This is a genomic window from Pseudomonas triclosanedens, from assembly GCF_026686735.1.
GTDB lineage: Bacteria > Pseudomonadota > Gammaproteobacteria > Pseudomonadales > Pseudomonadaceae > Pseudomonas > Pseudomonas triclosanedens.
On the sequence record NZ_CP113432.1, the window covers coordinates 3,103,632 to 3,120,421 of the forward strand.

Sequence of the window (16,790 nt, forward strand, 5' to 3'; positions counted from 1 at the left end):
GATTCCACCCTGGCGCAGCGAGAACAGGCGCCCCACTGCGCATGGGTGGAGGGAAGAGACGGGATCACTCGTTCAGGCGAGCCTCCAGCTCCCTGATCAGCTCACGCGCTTCTTCCCGTTCCGGGATCGGCCGCCCGCTGTCACGCCATTGCACCGCCGCCTTGAAGCCTTCCACCTGAGCGTAGCGGCGGAACCAGACGCCTTCCGGGTTGTGCCGGGTGATGCCGTCGAACACCGTGGCCATCATCTGGGTCTGCTCGAGCCCCATGTTCAGCATTACCTGGTTGACCACCATCTTGTGCATCGCCAGGTGTGACTTGGGCACGCCGGCAATCCGCTCGGCGAGCTTCATGGTAGCGGCCTCCAGCTCCTCCTTCGGCACCACCTCGTTGGCCAGTCCCCAGGCTGCAGCCTTGACTCCATCGATGGGGTCGCCGGTGAACATCAACTGCTTGGCCCGCGCGAACCCCAGGCGGAAGGTCCACATGGCGGTCGTCGGGCAACCCCAGACCCGAGTGGGCATGTAGCCGATTCTGGCGTCCTCGGCCATGACCAGCAGATCGCAACTCAGCGCGATGTCGCTGCCGCCTGCCGCGGCATAGCCGTGCACCTTGGCGATGGTTGGCTTGCTGCAACGCCAGAGGCTCATGAAGTCCTCCGTGTTGCGCTTCATGAAGGCGTAGTCGACCATCGGGTCCCACGGCGTACTCTCCTGCTGGCATGGATGCTCGAGCATCTGCTCGGCGGACTCGGCCAGGTCGTAGCCACCGCAGAAGCCCTTGCCAGCACCTTCGACGATGATCACATGGACTTCATCGTTGCGTTCCGCCCACTCCACCGCGGCACGGATGTCACTGGGCGTCTCGTTGGTGATCGCATTGAGCCGCTCGGGGCGGTTCAGCAGCAGGCGCGCCACTCGGGGCGATTGTTGATCCTGTTCAATCGTGACGGTAGTGAAGGTCGGCATATCGGGCTCCAGGCAGTACGATCATGGTCAGGCAAGAAGGACAGTCAGGGCTGACTGTAAGAAACCAAAGCAAAGACAGTCAATACTGACTGTATTCATCATTCATCGAGTAAATGCCTCGTCATGCAGACAGCAACCAACCCAACCGCCGCCTCTCGCAAGCTCGCTACCCGGCAACGCCTTCTGGACGCCGCGGTGTCGTCGCTGATCGAACTGGGGGTCGCGAGGACCACCACCCTCGAAGTACAGCGTCGTTCCGGAGCCAGCAGGGGCGCGCTGCTGCACCACTTCCCCACCCATGCCGCACTGTTGTCGGCAACGATCGAGGAACTGGTCCGCCGCAATGACGAGGCGGTATGCCAGGCGGAGCAGGCAATGGGAGATATCTCCAACCCGCTGGAGCGGGCCATACGGGTCCTGTCGGCGATGAGCCTGAAGCCGGCCTTTCTGGCGGAACTGGAGCTGTGGGCGGCATCGCGGACGGACGGCGATCTGCAATCGGCTATCCGTGGGGCGGAGCGAGCGGCACGAGCGGAGCGGGAGCGCGTCGTGGAGAACCTGCTGGCAGCAGTGCAGAAAGAACCGAACTACGAGGTAGTGAAGGCGCTGAGTATCGGATTCCTGCGCGGCATGGCGCTGTCGAGCGTTCTGGTGAGCAACCCGGATCACCAGGAAAAACTGGTGGCCCAATGGGTATGGGCCGTACAGGTGCTGCTCGACGCTCCACCGTTCGACGATAGCAACTGAGCGCCTTGTGTATCGGGCACCACGCCAGTCGGGTCGCTGGTGCCCGCTGCGGGCTCATCCTCTTCCTGAACTTTGCCTGCCAGCGGTCGATGGCTCCCCCCTTTCCGCGAAATCCCATCGTTCGGTCTGGTTAAAGTTACCGAAAAAGACGTATATGTATTTCTCAGTAACATTACACCGGCAAGCACAATACGCGGAAAAGAGTCATCAGTATGACGCCACATCCTCGAGACCTGATTCTCAAGTTCATCCTGACCGCGGAGGACGGCGTGCTCAGCGCCCGCGATGCGGTATCTGCCTGCGCCCTGTTCGGTATTCGCGAGAACAGCGTGCGGGTGGCACTTGTCCGCCTCGCCGCCGCCGGCATGATCGAAGCTGCGGGACGCGGCGCCTATTGCCTGGGAGCCAACGCGGCCGACCTGGCGGAAGATGTTCGCGACTGGCGTAGCGCCGAAGCGCGCATCGGCAGTTGGCATGGCGGCTGGATAGTCGCCCATTGCGCCGGCCTGGGCCGCACCGACCGCGCACAATTGCGGCGCCGTGAGCGGGCTCTGGAGCTGCTGGGTTTCCGCGAACTGGAACGCGAGCTTTTCGTCCGCCCCGACAACCTCGTGGGTGGTGTCGCTATGGTCAGGGAGCGCCTGATCAAACTGGGCCTCGAACCATCGGCCGCGGTCTTCCTGGCGACAGAATTCGATCCGGTGCGCGAATCGCGCGCACGTGCACTATGGGATGGCAAGGCGCTCAACCGCGCCTACCGCAAGACTGCCGAGAAACTCGGCAAATGGCTGACGCGAGTGGACGCGATGGAAGTGGACGCCGCCGCCCGGGAGTCCTTCCTGCTGGGCAGCGCAGCTATTCGCCAACTGGTCTACGACCCACTGCTGCCCGAGCCGTTGGTCAATCCGCAGGAGCGGCACGCCTTCATCGAAGTGCTGCTGCGCTATGACGATGTCGGCCATGCCATCTGGCGCAGCCTGCGAGCATCGCCACTTGCCGGACCCTCGACCGATACCACCGAAAGACATCTCCACCACTGACCGCCACGAGGTTGCCATGCTCCAGGACTCAACCGTTAACCAGGAACGTTCACGCCGCAAGATCACCGATGTATTCAGCCGCGACGAAATACGCATGCTGACAGAGCGCTCGGACCTTATGGGATTTGCCGCCGTCGGTTTCACCTGGGGCGTCATTGCCCTGGCTTTCGTCGCAATGGCCTGGGCCGGTTCACAGCCGCTGATAGTGGCAATTCCGGTGTTCCTGATCGCATTGGCAGTGCTGGCTGGCCGCCAACTGGCGCTGGCGATCCTGATGCACGATGCTTCCCACGGCACGCTGTTCAAGACTCGCTTTCTCAATGAGGTCCTGGTCGACTGGATATGCGCCAGGCCCATCTGGAACGACCTGAAGAAGTACCGCACGCATCACCTGGTACATCATGCAAAGACCGGCCAGCCAGAGGATACCGACCTCTCTCTGGTAGCCCCCTTCCCGACGACGCGCGCATCGCTGGTGCGCAAGCTGCTGCGCGACATCAGCGGCCTGACGGGTATCAAGTTCTTTGTCGGGCGCTTCCTCATGGATGCCGGATATCTAAAGTGGACAGTGGCCAACGACCGGACTGTCCTGCCAGCCGACGGACAGACGTTCAGCAGCCGCGCCCGGATGTTCGTGCGCAACGTGACGCCCACCGTCATCACCAACGCCGTGCTTTTCGGCGTGCTCTGGGCGACCGGGCACCCCTGGCTGTACCTGGCCTGGATTCTCGCCTACATGACGCCTTTCGCTGCCTTCGTGCGCATCCGTTCGATGGCTGAACACGCCTGTACGGAAGTTTCCGCCGACAGTTTTCTCAATACCCGCACTACGCGTGCCGGTCTGATCGCACGGGCCACCGTAGCGCCCATCAACGTGAACTATCACATCGAGCACCACGTGATGGCATCGGTGCCCTACTTCCGCCTGCCACTGATGCACCGCATGCTCCGCGAACGCAACGCTATCGACGAACCGCCAGGCTATCTGGAAGTGCTGCGCATCGTTTCCTCGCAAAAACCGGCCTGACCAGAGGCGCCCCTGTCGAAGACAAGGGGCGCCATCGGCTTACAACAGGCTGCGCAGATTGACGGCGGTATCCGCCACCGCCGTCGCATCAAGAGGCTTTGCAGAAGCCGCCATGCGCTTGAAGGCGGCCATGTCACGCCCCTGGTTCACGGTCGCGACAGCGAGCAGACGTCCCTCGGCATCCAGTTCGATGACGCTGAACGCGCCTTCTTCGACCTTGCCGCGCAGCAGTACCTGACCTGTACCGCTGAAGAAGCCAAGCGTCTGTACGTTGCACTGGTACTGATCGGACCACAGCCACGGCGTCTGCGCATAGCTTTCCTTGCCCCCGAGCATGTTCGCGGCGGCCACCTGGGGCTGATGCTCGGCCACCTGCCATGATTCCACTCGCACGTGGCGCCCCAGCAGCGGGTTGAAATGGCTGGTCACGTCGCCGGCGGCGAAGATGTGCGGATCGCTGGTCCGGCAATGCTCGTCGACCACGATACCGTTTTCTACAAGCAGGCCGATCTCGCTCGCCAGTTCGACATTCGGCAGGGCACCGATACCCACCAGAATCTCGTCTGCCTCATGAGTGCCTCGAGTAGTCTCGATCAGCAGGCCGTCAGCGCAGCGTGTGATCCGGCTCGGGAGCGTATCCAGTTGCACCTTCACGCCAGCCTGGCGGTGCAGCGCCAGCAAATGGTCGCCTATGACCTTGGGCATCACGCGCTGCAGGAGAGACGACGCAGGCTCCAGGACAGTGACTTCACAGCCGAGCTTGCGGGCACTGGCCGCCACCTCCAGGCCGATGAATCCGCCACCAAGAATTGCCAGGCGCTTACCCGCGACCAGTCGTTCACGCAATTGGCGAGCCTGTTCGAGGGTTCTCAGGTACAGCAGCTCCACCCCTTCGCCGACCTGTCCCGGATAAGGACGCGCGCGCGAGCCGGTAGCCAGTAACAACTTCTCGTACGCGATCGTCTCCCCATTGGTCAGTTCGACTTGTCTGGCTGCACGATCAACCTTTGTCACACGGCTTCCGAGGCGCAGCTCTATCCGCTGACTCTCGTAGAAGTCTCTCCCCTGGATGAATGCCTTGGCTTCATCCTCGATACTGAGCAGAGCCTCCTTGGAGAGGATGGGGCGATCGTATGGAAGCTCAGCCTCATCGCCCACGAGACAAACCCGAGCCTGCGGGGCCAACGAACGAAGCGCCTCCGCAGCGCGACGGCCAGCCTGGCCCGCACCGACAATCAGATAATCCGCACGCATGGCGTACTCCTAGAGAAGGGAAAACCTGGGACGGTCGGAAAGCACTTTCTCGACCCACTGTGCTGCTCGCAGCAAACGATCATCGCCAAACCGCGAACCCACTAACTGGATCCCGACAGGTAAGCCATTCTGGCCGTCGAGTGCCGGTAGCGAGATGGTGGGCACTCCCAGCAACATCCACATCCTGCTGAACAACGGGTCACCCGTTCCATCGCTGGCAAGCGGAGCGGTTCCAGGAGCGCTGGGGGCCAGCAGCACGTCCCACTCATCGAAGATCGGCGAGATCGCAACCATGCCCTGTTCGGCGCTGGAGCGCGCCTCGCTGTACTCCTCGGTGGAGAGTCCCTGGCCATATTCGATGAGAGCCAGGAGAGGCTCACTGAGCTGCTCCCGATAGCCGTCGTACTCCGGAGCGAGGCTGCGTGCGGTTTCATAGGCCATCACCTTGCGCTGCAGATCGGCGAACATCGCGAAGCTGGATGGCAGTTGGGCATCGCCAACGCGGGCGCCGCAGGCACCGAGGGACAACAGCAACTGCTCCAGCCCGTGGCGCGTTTCAGGCGAAGCCTGCAACCAATCCGGCGTGCGGCACAGGCCAATGGAAGGAATCCAGCGCTCACTGCTGCTGAAAGGGAATACGGTGTCTGCCGTGAGCACGGAGCGCAGCAAACGGGCGTCGTCCACAGAACGAGTGAGGACACCCAACGTATCCAGCGAATGCGAGAGCCCTTTGACCCCGGCGACCGGGAAGTCGCCATAGGTAGGCTTGTAGCCGACCACGCCACAGTAGGACGCCGGGCGGATCAACGAGCCTGCTGTCTGCGAGCCCAGCGCAGCCGGCACCATGAGGCTCGCAACGGCCGCCGCCGATCCACTGGAAGAGCCGCCTGGGGTGTGGTCCAGGTTGTGCGGGTTTCGGGTCTTGCCGGCTTTGAAGTAAGCGAACTCGGTGGTGACGGTTTTGCCCATCATCAAGGCGCCTGCCCGCTTGAGCAGTGCGACGCAAGCGGCGTCCATGCCGGGACGACGCCCGGCATAGATCGAAGAACCACTGCAGGTCGGCATGCCGCAGGTGTCGATGATGTCCTTGATGGCAACGGGCACGCCGTGGAGCGGGCCGCTAGCAGGCTCGCTATCCAACCGCCGGGCCTCTCGCAGGACCTGATCCGGATCGATGTGGACCCAGGCACCGACTTGAGGTTCTCTCGCCGCGACGACAGCCAGGCAATCCGTCACCAACTCAACGGAACTCAGCCTGCGGGCCGCGATGGCCTCCGCTGCCTCCACCAGGCCAAGCTCATGCGGACGCATCGGCAGCCTCCAACGCCTCGATAGCGGCCTGGAATGGTTTCAGCGGACTGAAGAAGAAGCCACCGTCGAGACGCCCCAGCACCCCTTGCCAGTCGAGTACGCCCAGACTGACGACCGGCCCCTGCTCCAGGCGGCAGGCTTGCCGAGCATCCAGCCCGGTGCGGTAGGCCTGCGACTGGATCAGTTGAGGGTGCGGATACTGAAGCAGCTTGCCTGGAAATACACGGCCGTGCTCGGAACAGGTTTTCGCCAGGCGCTGCGCAGTGAGCGGAGCGAGATCGCGAGCCATCGCGCCACTGCCGAAAGCATCGACAATCGCGCTGTCGCCAATGGCTCCCAGGGCACGTTGGCGGACCTGTTCGTCCGCTCCGGGCACCAACGGCGCTTCTGCGGTGGTCACGAACCAACGACCCGGCATTGCAGAGACCTGTATGCCAAATTGTCTGCCGTTGCCGCCAATGGCCGTCACGACGCTGCTGCCTGGAATGTCTTCCGCAGCGAGGAAGCAACACTTCACAGCCGCCATCCACAGGTTCAGGAAGAAGGCCGCGGACTGATCGAGGAAGCGCCTGGCTTCATCGTCAAAGCCGTCGGAACCGGCACGCAGCAGGAGCGCTTGAGCGATCGACTGGCTCCCCTGCCGGGTCTGGCCGTGGCAATCATCCCCCGCCGCAAACGCCGTATCCGCCACCGGTAGCAGATCGATCGGGCTTCGAGCGATGACAGACTGGAGCTGGGGCGCCAGATGCCGATTGATCCAGCGCAGCCGCTCCAGGACACTTTCGCTGTACTGCCCCACGCGCATTACGGGCCCATCGCCGCCGTTGATCGTGCTATAGCCTTGCCGCGATGGACAACTTCCATCCTCGACCACCAGCAATTGCATGCCTGGGGAAAGCGCATCGGCCAATGGCACGGCACAGCCGTGATCCTGGGCCGCATGCAAGGCCAATTCGCCAGACATCAGCAAGTCTTCGGCGCCCCTGCGGTCGGTAGCCCACCCTTCGAACAGAATGGCCATCAACATCGAATTCTTCTGTGGCAGAGCGATCAGGCTGCGATCGGTGATCGGCGGGCCAGCGTGGAGTAGATAGCGTCCCCGCAGGTTCAGAACATCCCTGGCAGAGGCAATGGCGGTCCAACGCGGTCGGCAACCGATCATGGCATCGACTGCCATCGAATCCGCCGGATGACGGCGCAGGGCAAGGTTCATTACTGATCCCCCTCTTCTACCCAGGTCTCCGCAAAGGCGAGAAACGCCGAGTTGAGCTTGCCGTCGAGGAAGTCGCGCTCCACCACCACACCGTCGAGCAGTTCGCCGTCCAGGCGGATCTCACCTCTCTCCGCCCCCTGGAAGAGGCTGTACATCCGGTGTTCGCCGGTCGCGGAAAAACCCGGGCCGACATCCGCGGCAAAGGGCTGCTTGAGCCCCTTCCACGCCAGCGACAGGCTCACATCGCCGGCTGCAATGGTCTCCACCCACTGGGTCGGATCCTTTTCGTCGGTACTCCCGCCGGTGGCCTGCAGCAATGTGACGTGAGGCAACGCTGCACGTCCGCGGAAGGCGCCGAACTTCGGAACGAATTGGCTCAGCAGATAGTCCATCAGCTCCAGGTTGTCGCTGATGCACAGATTCCTCGCGGCGGGATACCCGGCCTCGACGGCAGGGTCGCCCAACAGGAGGATGCCGCGGCCACGGCCATGAGCAGACGCGATCACTCGGAAATAGAGGGCCAGAACCTGCCAATCGCCCTGGGGATCGGAAGCGCTCTTCAGATAGATACCGGGATTCTCCCCCGACCAACTGACGACACCATTCTGGATGATGGGCATACGTAGACTCCTGAATTCTTGTTATGCGATTTGCAGGGTGTTTTCGAACAGGCCGATCAACACCACGTCGTTCTCAACCCTGACCGAATAGCGCCGGGCGCAGGATTTGGCGGGCGCGCAGAGAACCTCACCGGTCGCGATATCGAACCGCGCCTGATGCAGAGGGCATTCCACTTCGCCGTTCTCGATCCAGCCTTCGGCAAGCGACGCATCGCCGTGGGGGCATCGGTCCGCCAGTGCATGGAAGCAACCATTGAGATTGAAGACAGCGATCGCCTGATCGCCGATCTGAACTCGCTTGGCCTGCTCGTCGTCGATTTCGTCGACTCGACAGGCAACCGCCCAATCCTCTTCGCGCACGGACATCAGGCGTCCTCCACCACAGACTGCAGCAGCTCGACCCGAAAGCCATCCGGGTCGAGTACAAATGCGATTTCCCGGGTACCGCCGGACATCGGGCCGGGCTCGCGCACCACCGGCACACCGGCGGCACGCAAGCGCTCCACGAAATCGCGAAGAGAACTCACACCGAATGCCAGATGCCCCCAGGCCGTACCGTGTTCGTATGGCTCGGTTCGATCCCAGTTATGCGTCAGTTCCAGGACAGTCCCACGTTCCTCTTCCTCGAAACCTATGAAGGTGTTGGTGAAGCGGCCATTGGGGTAATCCGTGCTGCGCAAAAGCCGCATCCCCAACTGGCCAACGTAGAAGTCCAGCGAACGCTGCAGATCCATGACCCGCAGCATCGTGTGCATCAGGCGTACCCGCATGGATCAGTCCTTCATCGCTTGGAGAACGAGGTTCTGGAACTGGTTGGCACTGTCTTCCCAGTGAGGCGACATGACACCACCATCGTTCATGACCGGGGAGCGGCGACCTTCCTGCAGCAACTCGGCAATCTCGTGGTCTTCCTTGTGCACGCTGTACCAGAGATTGCACAGGTTCTCTTTGTCGGAATCGGTGTAGTGCTGCTCACCCACGCTATAGAGCACGCGGAACTGACGAGTACGGTCGGCGGAAACCGGGATGTTCAGGTGCACGCCCGCCTGGTCCGGCAGGTAGATTCCCAGCACGAAGTTCGGGAACAGCGTCAGATAGCGGGCACTCATGTCCAGGGCACTGGACTTCGCGGTGGTCTCCTTCTCCGCTTCGAGGTCGATCGCCGAACCCAGGCAGCGTCCGGCGACGATGGTGTAGTGGTCCTTGAGCGGCTGGCCCGACGCAGTCTCGTCGTGCACGATAGGTACGTGGTAGGGCTCGATGAAGTTCTCCATCAGGAACTTCCAGTTGCACTTCACCTCGCCCAGATCGATCTTGCCGATCGGCTTGAGCAACTTCACGTCGAGGATCTTGATCTGCTCGGCGAAGGAGCGGGAGTACTCTTCGAACTCCTCGGCGTCGCCGGACAGGTTGACGAAGATCCAGTCATTCCACTCCACATGGCGTACGCGCTTGAGACCATGATCGGCGCGGGAGAAACCGGGGACGTCCTGCTTGCGGAAACCACCGAAGTGCGGGGCAGCTTCAAGCTCGCCATCGAGCGAATAGGACCAGGCGTGGTAAGGGCAACTGATCGACCCCTGGACATTGCAGCGATCGGTTACGAGCTTCAGCCCGCGATGGCGGCAGATGTTGTGGAAGACACCAATCTCGCCATCGTCATTGGAGACGATGAGCAGCGGCTGACCAGCGACTTCGATCGGTGCGCAAGTACCAGGCTCGACGAACTCATGAACAAAACCGACGAAGACCCAGTTCTTCGCGAATACCTTGTCTTGTTCCGTACGGAAGAACTCTTCACTGATATAGGCGCCCTGGGAAAGTCCCGGAAGAACATTACCGGGCTCAAGAGTGCACGACTGTTCACGAATACGGATTACTTCTTCAACGACTGACATGTTTTTATTCCTTCCTGGTCAGGCTGATGATGAGTTTCTATTGACTCGAGCTGCATCCTAGAAACCCACTGCCAGGGGAACAAACGATAAGAATTCAACGGCGGATGAGAAAAAATAAAAAGGGCATGGAAAGCTTGTCAGCGGTCTGGGAACGATTGACGCAACAAGTCTTTTGCCCAACACTCGAAGAGCGCTCAATGCGTACGCCGTTATAGCCTTGCTGCAAATAGAACAAAAATCATGACCAATCGGCTCCCTCCCCTGAATACGCTCAAGACCTTCGAAGTCGCGGCGCGCCACCTCAGTTTCACGCAAGCTTCCCTGGAGCTGAATGTAACCCCTTCCGCGATCAGCCATCAGATCAAGCTGCTCGAGGAGAACCTCGGGGTTCGACTGTTTCGAAGGGAAAACAACCGCCTGTTGCTCACCGATGCAGGCAGCTACCTGCTGCCGGAGTGCAGCCGTACCTTCACCCACCTGCTGGATGTCACCCAGAAGGTCCGCGAACTGGGGAACGGACGCCCGCTCACCATCGCCTTGCGCCCCTATTTCGCGCAGAAGTGGCTGATGCCGCGCGTGTCGTCTTTCTGGCAGCAACACCCGGATATCGAACTGAGCCTGCACCACACGATCCAGTTCTCGCCGACCAGCCTCGACACCTACGACATAGCCATAGCCTGGGCCAGCGGGCAGTTCCCGGGCCTTGAGTCGCACCTTCTGGTGAATGGCGACCTCACACCCGTATGCAGCCCGCGCACCCTGAAGGCTCTGGGAGAACCCGCGACTGCTGCCGCGCTGGCAGGACAAGTGCTGCTGGACGAGGAAACCTCGGACAACTGGGATCGCTGGCTCGATCTGGCCGGGCAACCGCGCCTGAAGCCCTTCAAGCGGGTGAGCATCGATGACACCAACGTCCGGCTGCACGCGGCGATCGATGGGCAGGGCTTCATTCTGACCTGCCTTTCACTGCTGGAGCGGGAGCTGAGCGAAGGCACTCTGGTGGCTCCATTCGCCACAGCACTACCGCACTACTCCTACTACCTGCTGTACCGCCCGGACGTCCTCAACAACCCGCAGGCTCGTATCTTCATCGACTGGTTGAAGGCCCAGGCCGCCTGAGCGGCCTGCCCGTTCAGCGCCAGCCTCCAGAGCACAGGACGGCAGCTACCTGTCAGGTGGCTGCTGCCTGATGAACAGAACTCATCCAGGCCAATGAAAAATTCTCACAAGTGACCAAGTATTTATACTTCGCGCCCCCGAGATGAATTCCATATCCTCCTGCCTCATAAATCCAATAATCTCTGAGCAGGAGATATGCAGTGCGTGAAACCTCCCTCCCCCAACCGCGAAAAGTTGTAGTAACCGGCGGTAGCGGACGTCTCGGTCAATATGTAGTCGAGCAACTCCACAAGAACTTCGAAGTTAAAGTTCTCGATCTTCGTCCGCCCAGGCAGAATGTGAAATTCGCGGAAGCGAATGTTCTCGATCTGGATACTCTTCGCAAGGAATTCGTAGGTGCCGATGCGGTAGTTCATCTGGCAGCCATTGACTTTGACCACCAGGCAAAGCCCGAGGATTATATTCACGTCAACGTCCAGGGAACCTGGAATGTGCTTCAGGCAGCCAATGAACTGGGTATCAAGCGGGTAGTTCTCTGCTCCAGTATTTCGGCGTGTGGTCTCTCGGAAGCGAATCCCTCCTTCACTCCGCAGTACCTCCCTGTCGACGAAGAGCATCCTCACTACCCCATACAGGCCTATAGCGTCAGCAAGCAGTTGATGGAGAACATGGCTGCGAGCTTCGTTCGACGCGGCGACATTCAGGTGGTGTGCCTGCGCCCGATGATGGTCCTTATCCCCGAGAATATCGCGCCGACCATTGCCCGCGCGGATGATCCATCCTCACGCTGGCTGTTCTACTACATCACTCCCGAAGATTGCGCGCGCGCCTTCGAGGCTGCGCTGCGGGCTACCCATATCAGCAGCGGCAATTTCTTCATCACCGCTCAGGATAGCTGCCGTGCCGAACCGACTCTGCAATGGGTGGAACGGGTGTTCGGCAAGCTCCCGGAGATTCGCGACAAGGAGCGTTATGAGCGTGACCCTTACGCTTCGATCTTCTCCGGCGACAAGGCTCGTCAGGAACTCGACTTCGTTGCAGAGAGTCGCTGGCAGGACTTCCTGTAGGGCCTGATCTCCCGCTCCGGTTCTCACGAGCCGGATTTCCCTACATTCTCGTCGGAGGATCCAGCCTCGTCCGTACATCTACTTGCGCGCGAAATGACCTTGGCCGGCACCGCTCGATGAACGAGCTGGTTGTCGCTGAACCCACGAATGAAAACAATTAGAACAGGGTGAATGAAATGACTGTGATCACTGGATCCGACTCGGCAATGCTCGCTGATTCGTCATCAGGAGCGAATCGTGGTTCCTCCATCATCGACGACAGCCCAATGACATTCTTCCATTGGCGGCTGCTTCTTCAATCCGCTGGCGGCCCCTTCCTCGATGGCTGGTTGCTGAGCATCATCGGCGTCGCGCTGATCGGCATGACACCGGCGCTCGGGTTGTCCGGTACGGACCTGAGCCTGGCAGGCGCAGCCGCCTTGATCGGGATTTTCTTCGGCGGCCTGGTCTTTGGCCGCATGACCGACATCATCGGGCGCCAACTGATGTACACGATCGACCTGATCGTTCTGGTCGTCGGCTCGGTGCTCTGCGCCTTCGTCGATCACGCCTGGCAGATCATCCTGCTGCGCTTCCTGATCGGGGTCGCCATCGGCGCCGACTACCCCATCGCCACGTCGCTGCTCGCCGAATGGCTTCCTACCAGGCAGCGTGCGGCAATGCTCGGCTCCCTGGTGGTGGCATGGTTCCTCGGCGCTACCGTGGCGACCTTCCTCGGCTTCGCAATGGTCGAGTATCTCGGTGAGGATTCCTGGCGCTGGATGCTGGCCAGCTCGGGGGTTCCGGGCCTGATCATCCTGCTCATGCGCATCGGTACCCCGGAGTCTCCGCGCTGGCTGATCTCCAAGGGCCGGATCGATGAGGCAGAAGCCGTCGTCAGGAAAATCTATGGGCAGGACGCAGATCTTTCGTCCATCCGCGACGCCGAGTCGGTTCGTCCGAAGCGCCTCGGATACTCGGCGCTGCTCCAGGGCGAATACCTCAAGCGTACGTTCTTCTGCGGGATGTTCTATCTCTGCGCGGTCACCCCGGTCTTCGCGATCTATACCTTTGGTCCTGTCATGCTTTCGGCATTCGGGATGAACGAGGGAAACCTCAGCAATATCGGCTACGCGCTGATCAGCCTGCTGTTCCTTCTGGGCTGTCTGCCGGCGCTGCGGCTCTCGGAAACCATTGGCCGTCGTCCGTTGCTGCTGTGGTCCTTCGCCCTGATGATTCTGCCCTTCCTCGCCCTGGGCATTGCTCCTGAAGCACCGGTCGGGCTGATCATCTTCTGGTTCTGCCTCTACGCAGTGACTTCGGGCGGTCCGAACATTCTCGAATGGTCTTATCCGAACGAGTTGTTCCCCACCGACATCCGGGCCACTGCAATGGGCGTGATCACCGCGGTCAGCCGGATCGGCGCGGCACTGGGGACCTTCCTGCTGCCCCTGTCGCTGGAGCATTACGGTGATGGAGGCACGATGCTGATCATGGCCGCCATGACAGCGGTTGGTTTCATCATCTCCTACTTCCTGGCCCCGGAAACCAAAGGCCGCTCCCTTTCCGAAGCAAGCGGAGTCTGATTGCAATCCGGCCCCGGCAACGCTCCGAGGGCCTGGACTTCCCCTCCGGCCACGCAGGATGTGCCGGGCAACAAGCATCTTCAGGTTCACACTCTCCGCTGCAGGAAGGAACTCTGCGGCGGATTTTTTTTGAAGGCTGCAGGCGCTGGCGGAAACCGATGCCTTCAGGTGTGGACGCACAGGGATTGCCGCCCCCGGCGCTGTTCTCGATAACGCAGGGCAAGGATGACCGCTTCCCGGCCATCTGTCCGGCGGCGTGAGCGCTGTGGCATGGCTGATGGGAAGTGATCGGCACGGCGCTGTCTAACGGTCCAGCCTGGCCCGGTCACTGGGCGCTGTTTTTCCTTCGAATCGAGTTGCAGAACTCAGAAACACAAATATAGTAGGGATCACTACAGATACTGTTTGAGACTCTACATGAGTACTTGGCTTCTCCTGGTGCTTGGACTGCCCACGGCAAACGCAACCGAGCGTATGCGAGCCTGGCGTGCGCTCAAGGCTTGCGGATCGGCGGTGCTCCGCGACGGCGTCTATCTGCTGCCGGAACATCCGGCGGGTCGAGAGGCTCTCGAAACAGTTGAGCGGGAAGTACTCGCCATCAACGGAACAGCCTATCTGCTTCAGGTCCAGGGCGAGGATGAACGCTTCATCCCGCTGTTCGACCGACGCGAGGACTATGCCAGGCTGTGCGGCGATATTGCACAGTGCCGGGACGAGCTGACGGGCGAGACCGCCCTGCAGGCCGCGCGGCAGGCTCGCAAGCTGCGCAAGGCCTTCGCCCAACTGAGCGCCATCGACTTCTTTCCCGGCGAGGCGAGACAGCAGGCCGACTCTGCGCTTGAGGAGCTGGAAACCGCTATAGGCCGCACGCTTTCGGCGGACGAGCCGTATCCCAGCGATGCTCCCGTCGCTCTACTCGCGCCCGGAGACTTCCAAGGCCGGCGTTGGGCCACTCGCAAGCGTCCCTGGGTCGACCGCCTGGCCAGCGCCTGGCTGATCCGCCGCTTCATCGACCCGCAGGCGCAGATTCTCTGGCTGGACTCGCCGGGCGACTGCCCCGCCGACGCACTGGGCTTCGACTTCGATGGCGCTGCGTTCAGCCACGCAGGGCGGCGGGTCACCTTCGAAACCCTGCTGGCCAGCTTCCAGCTTGAAAGCACCGCACTGATACGCATCGGCGCCATCGTGCACTACCTGGACATCGGCGGACTCCAGCCTGCCGAGGCCTCGGGCATCGAGCGCGTTCTGGCCGGGTTGAGAGCGGGCATCAGCGATGACGATCTGCTCTTGCAGGCGGCCGGCAGTATCTTCGATGGCCTACTGACCGCGTTCGCGGACGATGAGAAAAACCATGACTGACTCCACCTTGCAGTCCTCCGAACCTGTCGCCAGGGCGCCAATCGGTCTGTTCGAAGCTTTCCTGTTCTGGTTGAAGCTGGGTTTCATCAGCTTCGGCGGGCCGGCGGGACAGATCGCGATCATGCACCAGGAATTGGTGGAGCGACGCCGCTGGATCAGCGAGCGGCGCTTCCTGCATGCGCTCAACTACTGCATGCTGCTGCCGGGGCCGGAAGCCCAGCAACTGGCCACGTACATCGGCTGGCTGATGCACCGGAGCTGGGGTGGGGTGATCGCCGGGGCGCTGTTCGTGCTGCCGTCGCTGTTCATCCTGATCGGCCTGTCGTGGGTCTACATCGTCTTCGGCGAAGTGCCGGTGGTGGTCGGCATCTTCTATGGCATCAAGCCTGCGGTGACGGCCATCGTCGTGCACGCGGCCCATCGCATCGGCTCGCGCGCGCTGAAGAACGGCTGGCTGTGGGCTGTTGCCGCCGCCTCCTTCGTTGCCATCTTCGCGCTCAATGTACCCTTCCCGTTGATCGTGCTGGCGGCAGGCGCAATAGGCTATATCGGCGGCAGGCTGCTGCCGGGCAGCTTTGTCATCGGCGGCGGACACGCCGCAAGGACGGCCAGCTTCGGCGCGGCGCTGATCGACGACGACACGCCGACGCCCGAGCATGCTCGCTTTCGCTGGGCGCATCTGCTGCGCCTGGCATTGATCGGCGCCGCGCTCTGGCTGCTGCCCATGGGCCTGCTGACGGCCAGCTTCGGCTGGAACGGCACGCTGACACAGATGGGCTGGTTCTTCACCAAGGCCGCGCTGCTAACCTTCGGCGGTGCCTACGCCGTTCTGCCTTACGTGTACCAGGGCGCAGTCGGCCACTATAGCTGGCTGTCGCCGACACAAATGATCGACGGCCTTGCCCTGGGCGAAACCACGCCCGGGCCACTGATCATGGTGGTGGCCTTCGTCGGCTTCATCGGCGGCTACGTGCACCCGATGTTCGGCGCCCAGTACCCGTTCCTCGCGGGCGCCATCGCGGCCTCCCTGGTTACCTGGTTCACCTTCCTGCCATCCTTCCTCTTCATTCTCGCCGGCGGTCCGCTGGTGGAATCGACGCACAACGAACTGAAGTTCACCGCGCCGCTGACCGGCATTACTGCCGCCGTGGTCGGGGTGATTCTTAACCTGGCGCTTTTCTTCGGCTATCACGTGCTCTGGCCACAAGGTTTCGAGGGAACCTTCCAATGGCCGTCGGCAATGATCGCCTTGGCGGCGGCGGTTGCGCTGTTCCGCTTCAAACGCGGCGTAATCCAGGTACTGGTGGGCTGCGCCTTGGCCGGGTTGGCAGTTCATCTGCTGCGCGGCTGATGTCCAGATGCGTTCCGCCTCAAGGCGCCTGCAGAACACATTGCCAATGCCGGAGCCAGGCCGGCCATTGAGCCGATAACCCCAGCAGCGGATTGGCGGACTATGCCGCCCTGGCGGTTGGGCTCCATCCCGCGCCGACCGCCGCCTGGAATCATCGGGAAATCGCTTGATGGCGGTTTCGGCGCCCCTGTCTAGACTCCGGAGAATCCACTTCGGAGCACGGAGCGCTGAGTGTGAAGGCCGAGAAGTCCT

General features: G+C 61.6%; 16 protein-coding genes. 8 read left to right on the forward strand and 8 right to left on the reverse strand.

Going from position 1 to position 16,790, the window contains the following annotated elements:
- Nucleotides 1–64: 64 nt before the first annotated feature.
- Nucleotides 65–967: a crotonase/enoyl-CoA hydratase family protein gene (locus tag OU419_RS14360; RefSeq protein ID WP_254476514.1), complete on the reverse strand. Its 903-nt coding sequence runs from the start codon at nt 965–967 to the stop codon at nt 65–67.
- 123 nt (nt 968–1,090) lie between these two features.
- On the opposite strand from OU419_RS14360, the gene OU419_RS14365 reads away from it, so the two are divergent.
- From OU419_RS14365 to OU419_RS14375, 3 genes are all read left to right on the forward strand, one after another.
- The gene (locus tag OU419_RS14365) at nt 1,091–1,714 is read left to right on the forward strand and encodes a TetR/AcrR family transcriptional regulator (protein ID WP_254476513.1); all 624 of its coding nucleotides are present in this window, start codon (nt 1,091–1,093) and stop codon (nt 1,712–1,714) included.
- 212 nt (nt 1,715–1,926) lie between these two features.
- Nucleotides 1,927–2,754 carry a PaaX family transcriptional regulator C-terminal domain-containing protein gene (locus tag OU419_RS14370; RefSeq protein WP_254476512.1) on the forward strand — a complete coding sequence of 276 codons (828 nt, stop codon included), beginning with the start codon at nt 1,927–1,929 and terminating at the stop codon, nt 2,752–2,754.
- A gap of 16 nt (nt 2,755–2,770) precedes the next feature.
- Nucleotides 2,771–3,781, forward strand: coding sequence for a fatty acid desaturase family protein (locus tag OU419_RS14375; protein ID WP_254476511.1), 1,011 nt, complete (start codon nt 2,771–2,773; stop codon nt 3,779–3,781).
- A gap of 39 nt (nt 3,782–3,820) precedes the next feature.
- On the opposite strand, the gene OU419_RS14380 is transcribed toward OU419_RS14375, so the two are convergent.
- Genes OU419_RS14380 through OU419_RS14410 form a run of 7 tightly spaced genes read right to left on the reverse strand, consistent with a single transcriptional unit; the run spans nt 3,821 to nt 10,077 of the window.
- Nucleotides 3,821–5,035, reverse strand: a complete 1,215-nt coding sequence (locus tag OU419_RS14380; protein ID WP_254476510.1) for an NAD(P)/FAD-dependent oxidoreductase — start codon at nt 5,033–5,035, stop codon at nt 3,821–3,823.
- Nucleotides 5,036–5,044: 9 nt separating this feature from the next.
- Nucleotides 5,045–6,346 carry an amidase gene (locus OU419_RS14385; protein WP_254476509.1) on the reverse strand — a complete coding sequence of 434 codons (1,302 nt, stop codon included), beginning with the start codon at nt 6,344–6,346 and terminating at the stop codon, nt 5,045–5,047.
- Nucleotides 6,333–7,559: a YlbE family protein gene (locus tag OU419_RS14390; protein ID WP_254476508.1), complete on the reverse strand. Its 1,227-nt coding sequence runs from the start codon at nt 7,557–7,559 to the stop codon at nt 6,333–6,335. The genes OU419_RS14385 and OU419_RS14390 overlap by 14 nt, the downstream gene beginning before the upstream one ends.
- Nucleotides 7,559–8,179: a hypothetical protein gene (locus OU419_RS14395; protein WP_254476507.1), complete on the reverse strand. Its 621-nt coding sequence runs from the start codon at nt 8,177–8,179 to the stop codon at nt 7,559–7,561. Before OU419_RS14395 ends, OU419_RS14390 begins: the two co-directional genes overlap by 1 nt.
- A gap of 21 nt (nt 8,180–8,200) precedes the next feature.
- Nucleotides 8,201–8,545: a Rieske (2Fe-2S) protein gene (locus tag OU419_RS14400; RefSeq protein WP_254476506.1), complete on the reverse strand. Its 345-nt coding sequence runs from the start codon at nt 8,543–8,545 to the stop codon at nt 8,201–8,203.
- Nucleotides 8,545–8,949, reverse strand: a complete 405-nt coding sequence (gene gloA, locus OU419_RS14405; RefSeq protein ID WP_254476505.1) for a lactoylglutathione lyase — start codon at nt 8,947–8,949, stop codon at nt 8,545–8,547. The genes OU419_RS14400 and gloA overlap by 1 nt, the downstream gene beginning before the upstream one ends.
- Before the next feature lie 3 nt (nt 8,950–8,952).
- A complete protein-coding gene (locus tag OU419_RS14410) occupies nt 8,953–10,077 on the reverse strand; it encodes an aromatic ring-hydroxylating oxygenase subunit alpha (RefSeq protein WP_254476504.1) in 1,125 nt (374 codons plus the stop codon).
- 240 nt (nt 10,078–10,317) lie between these two features.
- Between OU419_RS14410 and OU419_RS14415 the strand changes: the two genes are divergently transcribed.
- From OU419_RS14415 to chrA, 5 genes are all read left to right on the forward strand, one after another.
- On the forward strand, nt 10,318–11,196 hold the full coding sequence (locus OU419_RS14415) for a LysR substrate-binding domain-containing protein (protein ID WP_254476503.1): 879 nt from the start codon (nt 10,318–10,320) through the stop codon (nt 11,194–11,196).
- A gap of 200 nt (nt 11,197–11,396) precedes the next feature.
- Nucleotides 11,397–12,263, forward strand: a complete 867-nt coding sequence (locus tag OU419_RS14420; protein ID WP_254476502.1) for an NAD-dependent epimerase/dehydratase family protein — start codon at nt 11,397–11,399, stop codon at nt 12,261–12,263.
- A 266-nt stretch (nt 12,264–12,529) separates the two neighbouring features.
- Nucleotides 12,530–13,828, forward strand: coding sequence for an MFS transporter (locus OU419_RS14425; RefSeq protein ID WP_254476501.1), 1,299 nt, complete (start codon nt 12,530–12,532; stop codon nt 13,826–13,828).
- Nucleotides 13,829–14,245: 417 nt separating this feature from the next.
- Nucleotides 14,246–15,187: a chromate resistance protein ChrB domain-containing protein gene (locus OU419_RS14430; RefSeq protein WP_254476500.1), complete on the forward strand. Its 942-nt coding sequence runs from the start codon at nt 14,246–14,248 to the stop codon at nt 15,185–15,187.
- A complete protein-coding gene (gene chrA, locus OU419_RS14435; protein ID WP_254476499.1) occupies nt 15,180–16,538 on the forward strand; it encodes a chromate efflux transporter in 1,359 nt (452 codons plus the stop codon). Before OU419_RS14430 ends, chrA begins: the two co-directional genes overlap by 8 nt.
- Nucleotides 16,539–16,790: the final 252 nt, after the last annotated feature.

Bases quoted from the DNA above. Each gene is read 5' to 3' on its own strand.
- OU419_RS14390 (WP_254476508.1), bottom strand. From the start codon at position 7,559: ATGAACCTTGCCCTGCGCCGTCATCCGGCGGATTCGATGGCAGTCGAT.
- OU419_RS14425 (WP_254476501.1), top strand. From the start codon at position 12,530: ATGACATTCTTCCATTGGCGGCTGCTTCTTCAATCCGCTGGCGGCCCC.
- OU419_RS14410 (WP_254476504.1), bottom strand. From the start codon at position 10,077: ATGTCAGTCGTTGAAGAAGTAATCCGTATTCGTGAACAGTCGTGCACT.
- OU419_RS14395 (WP_254476507.1), bottom strand. From the start codon at position 8,179: ATGCCCATCATCCAGAATGGTGTCGTCAGTTGGTCGGGGGAGAATCCC.
- OU419_RS14385 (WP_254476509.1), bottom strand. From the start codon at position 6,346: ATGCGTCCGCATGAGCTTGGCCTGGTGGAGGCAGCGGAGGCCATCGCG.
- gloA (WP_254476505.1), bottom strand. From the start codon at position 8,949: ATGCGGGTACGCCTGATGCACACGATGCTGCGGGTCATGGATCTGCAG.
- OU419_RS14375 (WP_254476511.1), top strand. From the start codon at position 2,771: ATGCTCCAGGACTCAACCGTTAACCAGGAACGTTCACGCCGCAAGATC.
- OU419_RS14360 (WP_254476514.1), bottom strand. From the start codon at position 967: ATGCCGACCTTCACTACCGTCACGATTGAACAGGATCAACAATCGCCC.
- OU419_RS14400 (WP_254476506.1), bottom strand. From the start codon at position 8,545: ATGTCCGTGCGCGAAGAGGATTGGGCGGTTGCCTGTCGAGTCGACGAA.
- OU419_RS14430 (WP_254476500.1), top strand. From the start codon at position 14,246: ATGAGTACTTGGCTTCTCCTGGTGCTTGGACTGCCCACGGCAAACGCA.
- OU419_RS14380 (WP_254476510.1), bottom strand. From the start codon at position 5,035: ATGCGTGCGGATTATCTGATTGTCGGTGCGGGCCAGGCTGGCCGTCGC.
- chrA (WP_254476499.1), top strand. From the start codon at position 15,180: ATGACTGACTCCACCTTGCAGTCCTCCGAACCTGTCGCCAGGGCGCCA.
- OU419_RS14370 (WP_254476512.1), top strand. From the start codon at position 1,927: ATGACGCCACATCCTCGAGACCTGATTCTCAAGTTCATCCTGACCGCG.
- OU419_RS14365 (WP_254476513.1), top strand. From the start codon at position 1,091: ATGCAGACAGCAACCAACCCAACCGCCGCCTCTCGCAAGCTCGCTACC.
- OU419_RS14415 (WP_254476503.1), top strand. From the start codon at position 10,318: ATGACCAATCGGCTCCCTCCCCTGAATACGCTCAAGACCTTCGAAGTC.